At 54.2% G+C, this 14,712-nt stretch carries 10 protein-coding genes; 1 reads left to right on the top strand and 9 read right to left on the bottom strand.

Annotation, left to right across the window (positions count from 1 at the left end):
* Window positions 1–120: 120 nt before the first annotated feature.
* The 5 genes from tnpB to WLY71_RS20165 form a co-directional block, all read right to left on the bottom strand.
* The gene (tnpB, locus tag WLY71_RS20185) at window positions 121–456 is read right to left on the bottom strand and encodes an IS66 family insertion sequence element accessory protein TnpB (RefSeq protein WP_347804943.1); all 336 of its coding nucleotides are present in this window, start codon (window positions 454–456) and stop codon (window positions 121–123) included.
* Window positions 453–785: an IS66-like element accessory protein TnpA gene (gene tnpA, locus WLY71_RS20180; RefSeq protein ID WP_347804942.1), complete on the bottom strand. Its 333-nt coding sequence runs from the start codon at window positions 783–785 to the stop codon at window positions 453–455. The genes tnpB and tnpA overlap by 4 nt, the downstream gene beginning before the upstream one ends.
* A 310-nt stretch (window positions 786–1,095) precedes the next feature.
* Complete coding sequence (locus WLY71_RS20175) at window positions 1,096–1,332, bottom strand: hypothetical protein (RefSeq protein WP_347804941.1); 237 nt, start codon at window positions 1,330–1,332, stop codon at window positions 1,096–1,098.
* Window positions 1,333–1,642: 310 nt separating this feature from the next.
* Window positions 1,643–2,644 carry a cytochrome d ubiquinol oxidase subunit II gene (gene cydB, locus WLY71_RS20170; protein WP_347804940.1) on the bottom strand — a complete coding sequence of 334 codons (1,002 nt, stop codon included), beginning with the start codon at window positions 2,642–2,644 and terminating at the stop codon, window positions 1,643–1,645.
* Between the two features lie 12 nt (window positions 2,645–2,656).
* Window positions 2,657–4,033 (bottom strand): cytochrome ubiquinol oxidase subunit I, encoded by a 1,377-nt coding sequence (locus WLY71_RS20165; RefSeq protein WP_347804939.1) that lies wholly within the window; start codon window positions 4,031–4,033, stop codon window positions 2,657–2,659.
* Window positions 4,034–4,730: 697 nt separating this feature from the next.
* Between WLY71_RS20165 and WLY71_RS20160 the strand changes: the two genes are divergently transcribed.
* The gene (locus WLY71_RS20160) at window positions 4,731–4,856 is read left to right on the top strand and encodes a hypothetical protein (protein WP_347804938.1); all 126 of its coding nucleotides are present in this window, start codon (window positions 4,731–4,733) and stop codon (window positions 4,854–4,856) included.
* A 310-nt stretch (window positions 4,857–5,166) separates the two neighbouring features.
* Here WLY71_RS20160 and WLY71_RS20155 read toward each other — a convergent pair whose 3' ends face one another.
* From WLY71_RS20155 to WLY71_RS20140, 4 genes are all read right to left on the bottom strand, one after another.
* The gene (locus WLY71_RS20155; RefSeq protein WP_347804937.1) at window positions 5,167–6,294 is read right to left on the bottom strand and encodes a GGDEF domain-containing protein; all 1,128 of its coding nucleotides are present in this window, start codon (window positions 6,292–6,294) and stop codon (window positions 5,167–5,169) included.
* Window positions 6,295–6,651: 357 nt separating this feature from the next.
* Entirely contained in the window at window positions 6,652–7,605 is a 954-nt protein-coding gene (locus tag WLY71_RS20150) for a diguanylate cyclase (protein ID WP_347804936.1), read from the bottom strand.
* Window positions 7,605–12,155, bottom strand: coding sequence for a PAS domain-containing hybrid sensor histidine kinase/response regulator (locus WLY71_RS20145; protein ID WP_347804945.1), 4,551 nt, complete (start codon window positions 12,153–12,155; stop codon window positions 7,605–7,607). Before WLY71_RS20145 ends, WLY71_RS20150 begins: the two co-directional genes overlap by 1 nt.
* A 42-nt stretch (window positions 12,156–12,197) precedes the next feature.
* A complete protein-coding gene (locus WLY71_RS20140) occupies window positions 12,198–13,934 on the bottom strand; it encodes a putative bifunctional diguanylate cyclase/phosphodiesterase (RefSeq protein WP_347804935.1) in 1,737 nt (578 codons plus the stop codon).
* Window positions 13,935–14,712: the final 778 nt, after the last annotated feature.

The raw sequence follows: 14,712 nt of genomic DNA, 5'->3' as shown, positions 1-14,712 counted from the left end.
TTCAGGGTTTAGTTGGTCGAGGTTTGGAAGCGAAGTCATGCCGCCGATTTTGCCAGAGCAAGGCTACACCGGCGATAGACTCATCGGACAATTGCACGGCCAGGCTGGCCATGGCAGGCTTCACACGATGGAAATGGCGCGGCCTGGCCCGACTCTTTGCCAAGGCAAACCCAGCACCAGGGCGTGCAGTTGTTCGGCGCCTAATTCCATCTGAGAGCCGTGTCGAGAACCCGGCCAGAAGGCCTTGCCTTGATGCAGGCGGCGCGCCGCCAGCCAAATACCCAACCCGTCGTGCACCAGCACTTTCATGCGATTGGCGCGGCGGTTGGCAAACAAATAAGCACAGTGCGGCTGCGCCGCACCGAACACGGCGACCACACGCGCCAGAGCGGTTTCGGTGCCGGCGCGCATGTCCATGGGCTCGGTGGCGAGCCAGATGGAATCGATGCGGATCATCGCAACAGGTCTCGAAGAAAGGTCGCGCAGGCAGCCGCGCTTTCCGTCGGCCAGTTCACTTTGACCGTTCCACGCGGATGCTGGATTTCAACGCAGATATTCGATGATGCAGCTTGCGAATTTGCTCCGGCTAGCTGCATGGGTAACTGAATAAAAGCAGGTTGCAGCACCGTGTTTTTTTGCGTTTGCAGCCGAATCCATTTGTGGACAAGGTTCGCGTTGAGGCTATAGCTCAGCGCGACGCTGGCAATCGAGGCACCGGGCTGGGCGCACTCTTGAATGACTTGGACTTTGAAGGATTTGGAGTAGGAACGGCGTTGTGGCTGCATGAAATACCCGCTTAAAAGGCTAGAACTGGTGCCCACTTAAATTTAAGTGCACACCATGTCTTGGCTTTGCAGGGCTGGGTAGATGACTTGGCCGGACGGATACCGCGGTACCTCATATGACTACAGCCATCGGGCTGGCAAAAAAACAGTCTGACGCTTAGTTGTAGGGCAATCACCAGGCAGACACGGATCTGTTTTCTCTGGTTTGAAAGTCTCCTATGGGTCGTATTCAGCCCATCGTGACGGACAGCAATCGGCCAAAAGCAGCCCTATATGCCGAGGCGCGCTTTGCTGGACGCTGCACCTGGCATCAACTGGATTGATCGACGACCTTAATCTGCGTCAGCCCCACCAGCTCAGCCTGCTCTAAAATCTCCTCCGGCGTCGCGTCCGCAGTGGGCATGATCAGGCTGTTCTCCCCATCCCCAAAATGCAGCTGTAGCAGGTGCATCGCCGCCTCATGTAAGGGCAGCTGAGGCTGCTTGAGTTCAAATATGCGTGTGCGGGATTCGCCGTTGAACAGGTATTCCAGGATGTATTTGCGCATGGTGGGATCCTTGTATTGGGACAAATGCAGCTGATTATTCTGACCTACTGATCAGCTTTTAGCTCAACTGCAGACCCCAAGATTGGTTATCGAGGAGCTATATATGCGCCTCGGTAAATCGACCTGCACTTGCACTTCTGGGAGCTGTCAGCACTTGGCGTTTAACTCTCCTGTCATGGCTACCGTCTAGCGCATAGGTGAGCACAGAAACTATGCCTTAAATCCCTGACGTTAAAGGAGATAGCCCCGGTGCAAGGCTTGCAGAGCGCCGTACACCAGTATTGGGTTGGCCAGCGTTGAAAGGCTGCGGTCAATCACGAGCGGCACGAACCTTTCCGCTGAAAACTCTGAAGCCATAGGTGTTGTAGATGAGCGTCACCGGTATCAGCACGGCGAAACCCACCAACATGAAAACCTGACTGTTCGGACTGGAGGCGGCAGCTTGCAAGGTCAGGTGCGGCGGGACAATCAACGGATATAGCGCTGCGATCATCAATGCGAACGCCAAAACGAAGATCCCCAATGCTGCGAACAGCGGCAGATACTGCCGGCGGCTTCGAAAACCCAAAATGAAGCCGATCAGCAGTGCAATGAGCAGTGTTGCGGCCGGCAGCCAGACAAGACGATTGGAAAGCCGATGCGCATATTGAGTGTCCAGTGTCGCTGTCCAGACAACCAACACGGCCAGAAGCACCAGGGTTACGATGGCCAGCGCCCTCGCCTGTCGACCTGATCGTCGTTGCAGATCTTCTACAGTGCGCCAATACAACCAGCAGGCGCCCAACCACGTGTAGCCCGCCACGAGCACCGCGCCACAATACAGCGGAAACAGACCTGACCACTCCCAGCCGTCCCCGCTGTACTGCCCGCCCTGATTAGGCACGCCTTGTACAAGCGTACCCAACACAATCCCCTGAGTTGCCCCGGCCAGCAGCGAACCGACCAGCAGCAAGCCGTCGACCATGCGCTTGATACGATAGCTGGGCGAGTAGTCTCGAAATTCTAGCGCTACCGCGCGAAGAACCAGCGCCAAAAACATCGCGATAAACGGCAGATAAAGCGCCGGCAGCAAGGTGGCGTAAGCCAGCGGAAACAAGGCCAGTAACCCCCCGCCTCCCAGCACCAGCCAGGTTTCATTGGCGTCCCAGATCGGCAAGATGGTCACGGCCATGGTACGACGGTGCTGACTACATCGGGTAAGGCCGAGCAGTACGCCAACACCAAGATCAGTGCCGTCCAACAGCACGTAGTTCAATACCGAGAACGCCAGGGCCGCAGCGGACAGCAGGATTATCCAGTCATTCTCCAACATGGATGTATTCCCTCAAGGTTTACCCGTCTCGTCAGCCAGAGTAGGTTGCGGCCCGGGCTCGCCCTCGTGAGGAGGCTCATGCAGTAGTCGCAGCAACACCCATAGACCCACGCCAAAGATCGCCACATAAAACGACAGGATCGTCCACGTTGACCCTACCACCTGCTGTCGAGACACCGAAGACAGGCTGTCAGCCGTGCGCAGCAAACCATAGACGGTGAAGGGTTGGCGTCCGACTTCGGTTACCACCCAGCCACTCAACATCGCCAGAAATCCAGCCGGGGCCATCAGCACACAGACTCGGAGCATCCAACGCGCTGCGTACAGCCGTTGTCGCCAGCGCAACACCAGACTGGCCAAGCCCTGTCCCACCATCAACAGGCCCAAGCCGACCATGAAACGGAAGGCGAAGAACACCGTTGGTACAGGCGGGATGTCCTCAGGCGGAAATTCATCCAGGGCGGCGATGGTGCCACTCAGGTCATGCCGCAAGTAGAGCGACCCTATGCGCGGAATCGCCACTTCCCAATGATTGCGTTGCTCAGCCATGTCCGGAAGTGCGAACAAGCGTAATGGTTCGCCTGCACCATCAGGCGGGCGAGTCCAGGAGCCTTCGATGGCAGCGACCTTTTGCGGCTGTACTTTAAGGCTGTGCTCACCATGAAGATCTCCCACCAGGATTTGCACAGGGGTGAGCAACACAATCACCCACAGCGCCATGGAGTATGCAAGCCGAGCTCGCGGGTTCTCGGCCCCCCGTAATAGCTGCCAGGCGCTGACACCGGCCACCAGCGTGGCGCTGCCGATCAGCGCGGCCAACGTCATATGCACAAGCCGGTAAGGGAACGACGGATTGAAGATGATCGCCCACCAGTTTTCGGCAATGAAGCGGCCATCGGCGCCAATGGAGTAACCGGCGGGTGTCTGCATCCAGGAATTGGCCGACAAAATCCAAAACGCGCTGATCAGCGATCCGAGGGCTACCGCGCAGGTAGCAAAGAAATGCAGACGAGGGCCAACTTTTTTCAATCCGAATAACATGATGCCAAGAAAACCAGCTTCCAGGAAAAACGCCGCCAGCACTTCATAGAACATCAACGGGCCGAGAATATCTCCTGCCTGAGTCGAAAGCCGCGACCAATTTAGCCCGAACTGGTATTCCAGAATCAGACCCGAGGCGGTGCCTACCGCGACGTTGAGGGCAAACACTTTTAGCCAGTAAAGGTAGACGTCCAGGTAGATCCTTCGCCCGCGCCACAGCCACAGTGCTTCGAGCACGACCAGAAAGTTGGCCAAGCCGATGGTGAAGGCCGCCAGCACGATATGAAAACTTATGGTGATCGCGAACTGGGCACGCGCCGCTATTAGCGCAGAATCAACCGCGTCCATGCTGTACACGCACCGTTAGCCAATGAGCGTAGGAATCAGCAATTAGCAGCAGCGAACGATGGCTAGGAAGACAGCCTAAGGTGTTGGCGGGAAGAGGCATGGCACATGTCCAATGTATTGGTCGGTTGATTCTCTTGGGTGGCAATGATTCCGAAAGTCAAAGCTCAAAATCTTCCCCTCTGGACAGGCAGAATCATGCGGGAGGCATCGGCCAAAAATGGTCGACTGGTTTCAATGCTTCCCTCTCGATAGGTGTTCATGTTTTTAGATCATACGATGCAAAACGATAAACAGAGAGTTCACCCTGCCAGCCACTTCAGGGACGAGCTGATTGGGCTGCAGCTGGCAAGATGAACAAATAGACAATAGCTTTCCCTGCTGAACTTACCTCATTCCGCTCGTAAAATTTCCACGAGTGAATGTTCTCGTCGAGATTCTTGCTATTGGCCCTGGCCTTGCTTTGGCACTTTTTACAGTCCCCATCTTTTGAGACTGTGTTCATGCCTAGGAGGGCATAAACGGCCGGCAGCGGAATCAACAACGGAGGTGTTCATGGTAATGAAAGCGACGGTGACAGTAGTAACGACTGCGAATCGCGCTGGCAGTGATCTTGGCGGCGGTAATAGCAGCAGTGGGCGCTGCGGCAGCGGCCATTACGATGGGCATTCCGGATAGGGTCACTCCAGGAATTTATCCTATGACCGCTCTGGCGCTCACTCCGAGCCAGGCGATTACCATGGCGTTCATGAAGTTGGGGGCCTTGGCGGCGATCACGCAGGTCATTTTCGAAGTGAATCTAGCGATGATCACAGCAACCATGTAGGCGGCTACCCAGGAGATGATCGTGTTAACCACATTGCCAGTGAACGGGCGATGACAAATGAGGTTCATGATCTGCGCTGACCAGCCGCCAGAGGTGCGGGAGTTTGAGTTTGCGTCCACCAGAAAAGCTAAATACCCGGAGTCGAGTCACCCACCCCATACTGTCGCCCCATTTACAGGGCATTTCCCCCAGAGTTGGCTGTAGTTGCCCCCGGAAAATTTTCGGAGGGAATGCTCGATTTAGGAGCACTACCCCTACCCCGACCGATGAATCCATCGACCCCGTTTCTGACAATTGACACACACCAGATTTACTCAGCGACAGCGACTTGATTACGTCCAAGCGCTTTTGCTCGATACAGTGCTTTATCGGCACTGTTCATCAAGCTGTGCAGATCGTTATCACCGGTATCCGTTGACGCTACGCCGAGGCTGGCTGTTATGCAGTGAACAGGCTCAGTCATCAATCCGGCGATAGTCTGGATGAGTTGTTCAGCAATCTTAACGGCAACCTCAATGGAGGTGTCCGGGAGCAGAACAGCGAACTCCTCGCCACCCAGCCTGCCATGGACGTCAGTTTCACGAAAGGACGTACTGATGACCACACCCATCTGACGCAGAACCTGATCCCCGACCTGATGACCATAGGTGTCGTTGATATGCTTGAAGTGATCCATATCCAACATCACGGCGCACAAAGGCAACCGGTTATTCTTACAGTAATCATGCAACTGCTGGGCATGGTCAAAGAAAGCTCGACGATTTTTCAGGCCAGTGAGCTCATCGGTCTGTGCTGCACGGGTGGAAATGCTATGCGCCCGCTCGATTTCACGTGTCAGACGGAAGGCTGTTTCCAATGCATCGGATAGACTGCGTGTAGCGCTGGCCACAAATGACGTGAACACTAAAACGGCCAGTGCCATACCGACCTGCATCGCTGACGATTGAAACAGCAGCCATGTGGTGCACGGCAACAAAACCAAGCCGATGGACACTAACGTCATGTATCGATAGGCGGAGTAGCAGGACACCGCACTGACCGACATTCCGACGGTAAAGAGCATGACCAAGGTCTGCGACAAAAGGTCGTTTGGTGGCATTACAGCTAATGCCCCTGCGCCCCAGATACCGGCAGATAACACTAGCGTGCTCCAGTATTTCCACTCCCATCGTTGAGGTGTGCGCTCACTTTCCTGGCTGCGAAAATAGGCAATGAACATCGAGATCCGCAACAACGTCGATCCCGTCAGTATGGGTATCCACCAAACAACGACGCTGTGCTCAAAACGATCCCAGCACATCCAACACAGAATGACGGCAGCTAGGTAACTACCGAAAACCGCAGAAACTGATTGGCGGAACAGCTGATGCAATCGGTCAGTTCGCACCTGCTCTACTATGAAAAAATCCTGGTTATTCCGAGATGTTGGGACATCCATTTGATCCGCCTGATCATGATGCTGCGTCAGAAACTATTGTGGCACCTTGCCACCAAAGCAAACAACCGATTCACAAGCATTGCTGACTACAAAACTCGCTGTTAATCGCATCGGCTAAGGGACAGGTTTGACGGATACCACCTCGGAATACCTGAATTTCTTCTTTCTAGCCTCATTCTTCGCCCCTTGTCCTGCGACAAGATTGCTCAAAACTCTTATCATCCTGAGTTCATTTGGCGCAATGACGAAGGTCTTTCACCATGTCTACAGCCGAAGCAGGACACAGCGATTTAAACTCGACTGAATTGGTGAGGAAACCCAAAATGACCTTGAGAGGCTTCGTCGCATTGCTAGTCGTCATCGGTTCCCGGATGACATTACAGATGAGCATACCCTGGCCCTGCCCGCTTTCTTCGCTTCGTAGAGTTGCTTGTCCGCAGCTTCTATCAACGCCTGGAATTCAAGGTCATCAGTGGGCGTCAATGTTGCGACGCCTAGAGAAATAGTCACCACATGATCGACATCAGAAGCAGAATGCTCGATACCCAGCGCCCGGATATGCTCTTGCATTTTTTCCGCAATTTGGACCGCTCCGCAAAGATCTGTATTGGGCAGAACGCAGGCAAACTCTTCGCCACCATACCGAGCGACCAGATCGTAGGGGCGTCTAACCGTTTCAGATAACGCTTGGGCAACAGATTTCAAGCAGCCATCTCCAGCCTGGTGCCCATATTGGTCGTTGTAGCGTTTGAAAAAGTCAACATCCACTAAAATGAGCGACAGCGGCTTTTGCTCTCGAAAGCACTGGCGCCAATCCGCCAATATGTCCTCATCGAATTTGCGTCGATTGGCCACTCCAGTAAGGCCATCCATCAACGCCATGGAGCGCAGCAGATCGTTCTGTAGCTTCAGGGTCAGATGTGTTCGCACACGTGCTCTAACAATGGTGGGATTGATCGGTTTGCTGATGAAGTCCACCGCGCCTAGCTCCAGACCTAGCACCTCATCTGACTCCTGCTGCTGTGCGGTAATGAAGATGATGGGGATGCCCTGGGTCGCAGGGTCAGCCTTGAGTCGACGGCATACTTCATGCCCGTCCATGCCCTCCATGACCACGTCCAGCAGAATCAGATCGGGTAGCTGGCTCCGACACAGGGTGATCGCCTGCTCACCGCTGGTGGCCATGAACACATCACAGTCCTCACGAAACAACTCATGGAGTACCCGGATATTAATCGGTTGGTCGTCAACAATGAGGAGTTTTGGACGGTTATGGGGATGTGGTAACCAGGTTTGCATCGATTGTTCCATCAGGCAGATCTCAACAGTTCACGACCAATCGGCATCGCAGCGGAAAAGTCTAGCGACTGCACCATGACAACCAGTTCATCGAACTGTGGGCGCAGGGATTGCGGCGTTTTTGACGCCAATGCGTCTGCCAGCTCTATGGCTTGAAGGTTACCAGCCTCCAGCAATAGCAAAATCTCTTTAAGGGATTCTTTCCATTGCGTCGGCTCCATTGTTTCCTTGCCTGCACTGATCTTTGCTCGTGGGCTCTGACCAAAGTCGACATTCATCTGCTCAAGGCTTTGTTGCAGTAACCTGCTCAATTCGTCAAACCATGTTGCGTCAGCAAAGATGCTCGCTACAGACTCAGCATCTGCGGATTTCAGCTTTTGCTCCAGGTCGCCGGCCAGCAGCGACATCGCCTTGGCACCCATGGTCCCGCTGCTGCCTTTAATTGTATGAAGCACGAAAGCTGCCCCCGATGCGTCTTGCCGCTGGATCTGATCGTGCAACCGGACAAGCTGTTTTTCTAGCTCGGGACCAAAGTTACGCAGCACGTTGCGGATCAAATCGAGGTCACCACCAAAGCGGCTAATGATCGATTCACGAGGCTCGATGACGCCTTCTCCTGCATTGGCTTGGCCCAGAGCTGGAGATGCCTGGCGATCCTCACGGCCCGCTTGAAAAAGCAATGTTGCGACGAGTTGTTCCAGATCTATGGGCTTGCCGACATGCTCATTCATCCCCGCAGCAAGACAGGCCTCACGGTCGGTATTGGAGGCATTTGCTGTCATCGCAACTATTGGCAGCGCTGCAAAACGTGGATCCGATCGTATGCGACGGGTCGCCTCCAAGCCATCTATATCCGGCATCTGGATATCCATCAACACCGCGTCGAAAGGCACCATCTCAGCTATCACCCTGCTCACACCTTCCAGTCCACCCTCAGCCAGCGTCACCTGAGCGCCTTCCCCTGTCAGTAACTCATCGGCAACCTGCCGATTAAGCATGTTGTCTTCCACCACCAATAGCCGCAGCCCGGCCAGACGCTGCGGCCTTTCAACTGTTGACTTGGACGGGAGTGACTGCGCAAGGCCTTTGCCGTTGAGTGCTCGCTGAACAGCGTCGGCTAACTGCTTGGGAGTAACAGGCTTGGTCAGAAACCCCACGAAGGGAGCGTCTCCCATCTCGTATGCGTCAGCCAGCACTTCACGGCCGTAAGCGGTAATCATAATGACCATTGGAGGAGGTACGCCGTTGCCCTGCTGACGGATCAATTGCGCAGCGCTCAGCCCATCCATATCGGACATCCGCCAGTCCATCAGTACCACGTCGTAGGCTTCGCCTCTCGCCTGGGCGTTCTTCACCCATTCCACTGCTTGCGTGCCGCCACACACGTGGTCGGCCTTCCACCCCAATGCATGAACCGTTCGCAACAGCAATTCACCCGCCATGGCGTTGTCGTCGACGACCAGTATCCGTATGGACGCATCGACTCCAGAGCTGTCAGATCTCAGCAGCGAATTCGGCGCTACATCCAGCGTGATATCGAACCAGAAGCGACTTCCCACACCCTGCTGGCTCTCCACCTGAAGTTCACCGCCCATCAAGCTGACCAACCGCTTACAGATCACCAAGCCCAGCCCGGTACCGCCAAAGCGGCGGGTGGTTGAAGCCTCGGCCTGAGTGAATCCTTCAAAAATGTGCTGAAGTTGCTCCGGGCTGATACCGATACCGGTATCAGAAACGGCGATGCGCAATTTCAAAGAGTTTTCCGTGCGCATCAGTTGCTCGACGCTGACCACGATCTGGCCTTCCATGGTGAACTTGAGGGCGTTACCCGCCAGGTTGATCAGCACCTGTTGCAGCCGCAGGCTATCGCCTATCAGGTCGTTGGGTAGATTGGAGTCCAGATCGAACATGACCTCGACCTCTTTCTGGCCCTGATTACCTGCCAGCACAACGGCGAGATCACGCATGAGCGGTTCGAGTTCGAACGGGTGCACATCCAGCTGTAGCTTGCCGGCCTCAATTTTGGAGTAATCAAGGATGTCATTGAGCAAACCCAGCAGTGATTTCGCAGCGGTCTGCGCTTTGGTCACATAGTCGAGTTGACGACCATTCAGGTCAGTGTTCTGCACCAACTGCAACATGCCCAGCACGGCGTTCATCGGCGTGCGTATTTCGTGGCTCATGTTGGCCAGGAACGACGATTTTGCCGCACTCGCGGTATCGGCCTGTTCCTTGGCGTACAGTAGATGTGATTCCAGCTCGCGCTGGGAGGTGATATCCCGATTGATACCCGTCACGCGCAGGGGCGTACCGCTGGGACTGCGTTCGACCTGCGCGCCTGCCTGTATGAAGCGGATCTGACCGTCCGGGTGAACGACACGGAAAACTGTGTCGTACACACCATTCCCCTCGACGGCGGCATTCAGCTTTGCAGCCGCCGCCACAGCATCCTCGGGGTGAATACGCGCGTACCAGTGTTTATAACTCAGACCAGTATTGCGCAACGTCAGTGACTGACCGTAGAACTCGAACATGCGGTCATTCCACTGCAAGTTATTGTCCGCCAACGTCCATGACCAAATGCCCAGTTCGGCTACCTCAGCAGCCATCACTAACTGGTCGTGCACCGCCATCAGTTCACTACGTTGTTTCTGCGTCGTCTCCAGGCTCGCAGCCAGCTCCTTTTCTGCCGCTTTCCGTTCGGTGATGTCTACCGCGATGCCCAGGTAGCCGCTCAATTTCCCATCGTCATCGCGCATGGAGGTGACCACCAGCGTGACAGGAAACCGCGAGCCGTCCTTACGTATGTAAGTCCACTCACGTGTTTCTGCGCCTTCAATCTCAGGTTTATGGGTAAACACATGGAAGCCGTCGATCGCCTGAGCGTACTCCTCGCTCAGTTCTACGCCACGAGCAGCAACTTCTTCGGGTACATGGATCAGCGCTGGTGTGTGTTTTCCCAGTAACTCATCGGCGTCATAACCCAACAAATGCTCGGCGCCTTTGTTAAATACACGGATAACACCATCGAGATCTGTCGCAATGATCGAGACCTCAGTGGCCGAGCGCAGCACAGTACCCAACAACAGATTGAGATGCCGCAACTCGGACGTTCGCTGCGCAACCTGCTCCTCCAGGTTGGAATTGAGTTCGAGAATTCGGGCCTCTGCTGCTTTTTTCGCCGAGATATCCCTTAACGTCTTGGAGGCTCCAACGACGCGACCACCCTCGCCATAAATGGGTGAGATGCTGGCGGAGACATCGATCAGCCGACTATCTTTACAGCGACGTTGGGTATCAAAGCCGGTGATACGCTCCCCCGCCCTTATGCGCGCAAGGATATGGGCTTCTTCAGCTACAAAATCCTCAGGAACAACCAGACTGACCAGCGTCTGGCCCACAGCCTCCTCGGCGGTATAGCCAAAAAGGTGCTCGGCTCCCTTGTTCCAGTTGGTCACGATGCCATCGAGTGTTTTTCCGATAATGCCATCGGCCGAACTTTCAACGATGGCGGCCAGCCTTGCCTGCTCGGCGAATATCTGCCGCCGGCGTTGACGGCTGACACTCACAACACCCGCCAGAGTAGCCAGAAGTAGAGTGAGCAAACCACCCATCAACAGAACCACCGTTGGTGAAACCTGATGCAGGCGCTGGATGAACAATGGATGCGCGCCGAGTTCAACTTGCCATCGCCTCCCGTATACCTCGCGCTCCACCTGGTGGGTCATTAGCGTTTCATGGCTGGCCGAGTCGTCGGTGCTTTCATAAAACAGCTTCTCTTGCCCAGGGACAGTGATATCCCTTAATCGCAGATGCACCGTCTCATTTTCTATGCGCAGGCCTCTGAGTACCTGCTCTGTCTGCAACACGACATAGCTCCAGCCAAACGCTGCGGCCTCGCGTTCAACAGCGGTCGCCGGAGTCTCTCCGCCGCGAAAGATGGGCATCAAAACCAGGAAAGACTGCTGCGGTTTCGCTGTGTCCTGTATCAAAGTGATGGGCCCGGTTATCCGTGCCACACCGCTCTGCATCGAAGATAGGGCAGCCTCCTGCCGCGATGTTTCCGAAGCTATGTCCAAGCCAATTACAGGCTGGTTACCCTCAACCGGTTCGACATACTGGACAACGTAACGCTCGCCTGAATGGGGTGAGAATTGACGAATGGAGAAATCAGCTTTGCCATCGGCCCGAGCGTATTTGAGAAACTCGCGTTCATCGCGCTCCGGTACACGCCTGATAAAGCCCAAGGCACTTGCGCCGGGGAACTCGGCAGCAAGGTCGCGCGTTTGGTGATATTGGTCAAAAACTTCGCGACTGATGCCATGCTCACCCGCTGTCAGCACAGCTCCACGAGCGCCTCGCAATCCGTATTGGTAAAGATTGAGGCGAGTTAAAACCAACTCTGCGGCTTCCTCGGTAGCCGCTGCGACCCTTTCTTGTGCCTGCTGCTCGTTGATGCGTTCAAGGATCCAGGCGCCTAGAATGCTTACCCCTACCCCCACCACCAGAGTGATCGCTGCTCCCCAGTTCAATGCAAAAAACCTTTGTTTTCTCACCCGCATTGCCCCATTACAGAAGGCCTTCAAGCCTTCACTATAAAAGTTCTAACCCTGTTGGGGGACCGTCTGCAACTTATCCGCATGCATAACATTAACCTTCAGCCCCGAGGATAAAAATGAGCATATTTGAGCGAAGGGTATAGGACGGCAATAAAGATAACCTTGCATGATCTGGCAGCCTTGCCTCAGAAGCGCATTGGCCTGTTCCTGAGTTTCTACGCCTTCGGCCACCAACTCAAGACCTAGCGCCTGGCCTAACTTTATGATCGCCTCAATGATCGCCGAATCGCTTTTATCGGTGAGCATATCTCGTACAAAGCTCTGATCTATTTTCAGAACATCAATTGGAAACCGCTTGAGATAAGCCAAGCTCGAATAACCTGTGCCAAAATCGTCGATCGAAATGCGGACCCCTAACGCCTTGAGATGAAAGAGGGTTTCGCGGGCGTTATCAATATCTCTTGCCAGCACTCCTTCGGTAATCTCCAACTCCAGGGATTCTGCTTCTAGTCCAGATTCGGCCAAGACGCCTTTCACCATGTCCAGGAAGGACTCCTCGCGAAATTGCACGACGGAGATATTAACGCTAATGGAAATGTCATGACCCAGTTCACGAAGCACTCTCGCGTCGTTACAGGCCTGGAGCAGAACGTATTTGCCAATCGGAATGATCAGCCCTGTTTCTTCCGCCAGTGGAATGAAATCGACAGGCGAAACCAAAACACCGTCATGATTGCGCCACCGGATGAGCGCCTCCAGCCCAATAACCTGGTTCTGCCGGGCATCGACCTTCGCCTGGTAAAAGACCTCAAAAACGCCATCTTCCAAAGCAGTGCGCATATGGCGCTCAAGCAGATGCCTGGCACGCATGCTGCTCTCGATATGCAGAGAAAAAAAACAATAGCGATTGCGACCTGAAAGTTTCGCCTGGTACATGGCCGAGTCGGCATGCCGGTAAAGTGACTCCAGATCGTCGCTATCCTCAGGGAACACACTAATACCGATGCTTGCGGAAAGGTCGTATCGGTTTGCCTGGATTGAAAATGGACTGGAGATTGTTGCGATTACCCTTTCAGCGAAGTCGCCCACTGCGTCGAAACCTATCACCTCTGGCAGGAGGAGGATGAACTCGTCTCCTCCTTGCCTGCTGAGGGTATCCACTACGCGCAAAGATCGCGATAATCGCAATGCAACCTCTTGCAACACCAAATCGCCGACAGAGTGGCCCATCGAATCGTTGATCACTTTGAAGTTGTCCAGATCAAGCAGTAGCATCGCCACACGGCTATGGTTGCGACGGGCCTTTTGTAAAGCCTGCTCGGTACGATCCTGCAACAGTATTCGGTTGGGTAGTCCAGTTAATGCATCGTGATTGGCGAGCCTCTTGGCCTCATTTCGCAAGGCGATATGAGCCTTGATATGGGCTCTGGCAACTGGAATATTCAGCGGCTTTTGAATGAAGTCCACTCCGCCGCACTCGAGAGCGCGAAGTTCATCGTCTGTCTGCGTATGAGAGCTTACAAAAATGACCGCAGCGTCCAAAAGTTCCGGATCGGATTTCAGCGCCCGGCAGACCTCGAAGCCGCTCATTCCTGGCATTTCTATGTCGAGCAAAACCACATCGGGCCTGCATTGACGAGCAATCTCAAGCGCCTCCTGACCACTTCTGGCGACATAGACCTCGGCTAAATCTCGCACTGCAATGCTCAGAACTCTTAGGTCAGTGACCTGATCATCGACTATCAGGAGGACTGGTTTGAGGCCAAACGTCTTGTCGCGCATTCCATTGCTCCTTGCAAATCCCTTGCATTAATAACAAGCAATCCTAGACCAGCTTTTCTTCGGTGGGATGCCCGACCTGCAAGTCCCGAATATGTTCAGGCCAGGCCCGCTAACCGTTGAAGTCTTTCAAGGTCTACTTCGGGTTCGCCATTGGTCATGGCTGCAGCAAGGCGCATGGCCACTTGTTCGCGGCGCCTGCATGGGAGGCAAGGAGTAGATAGCACCTATCAATTCACATAGTGCCATAGGCAGTCCCCAGAATGCTTTCAAGCGAACTGCAAAAGGGGCTGCGAAATCACGGACAGCGTGCAGGAGCACTTCTTGATTCACGGTATTCCCGTGGTTCTCCCATTTCTGTGTTTGGTACAGCAAAAGCTTAGACATGGGCAATCTCTATGTAATTAGTCTCCTAACGGTACATCAAAAACAGCACCTGCATGAAGTGGCGACAAGAGAGTGTTTGAAAATCTCAAATGCGAAATTTTGCTGCGATTGCGCCGACTTTCAGATCGGTTTGCGGAACGGAATTGCGAGTGAAGGTGTCATTTGTATTAGACACCTTGGTGTCCCAACCCTATTGAGATAGAGAGATCGTTTTCATGAATAATATTATCTACATCGTCGGGGCAGTTGTGATCGTCCTAGTTATTCTGTCGTTTGTCGGTCTTGTATAGCCTCAGCTGCTGGGCACATTTCGACGAGGTACATGGACGTCGCTCCGTCTTAGATTTTGTACGCTGAAGAGAAGGCTCTCGAGTTCTCGCCGAGATCTTGCATT

It is taken from the genome of Pseudomonas rossensis (assembly GCF_039888995.1).
GTDB classification, from domain to species: Bacteria; Pseudomonadota; Gammaproteobacteria; order Pseudomonadales; family Pseudomonadaceae; genus Aquipseudomonas; species Aquipseudomonas rossensis.
This window is presented reverse-complemented; position numbering and strand designations above follow the sequence as displayed.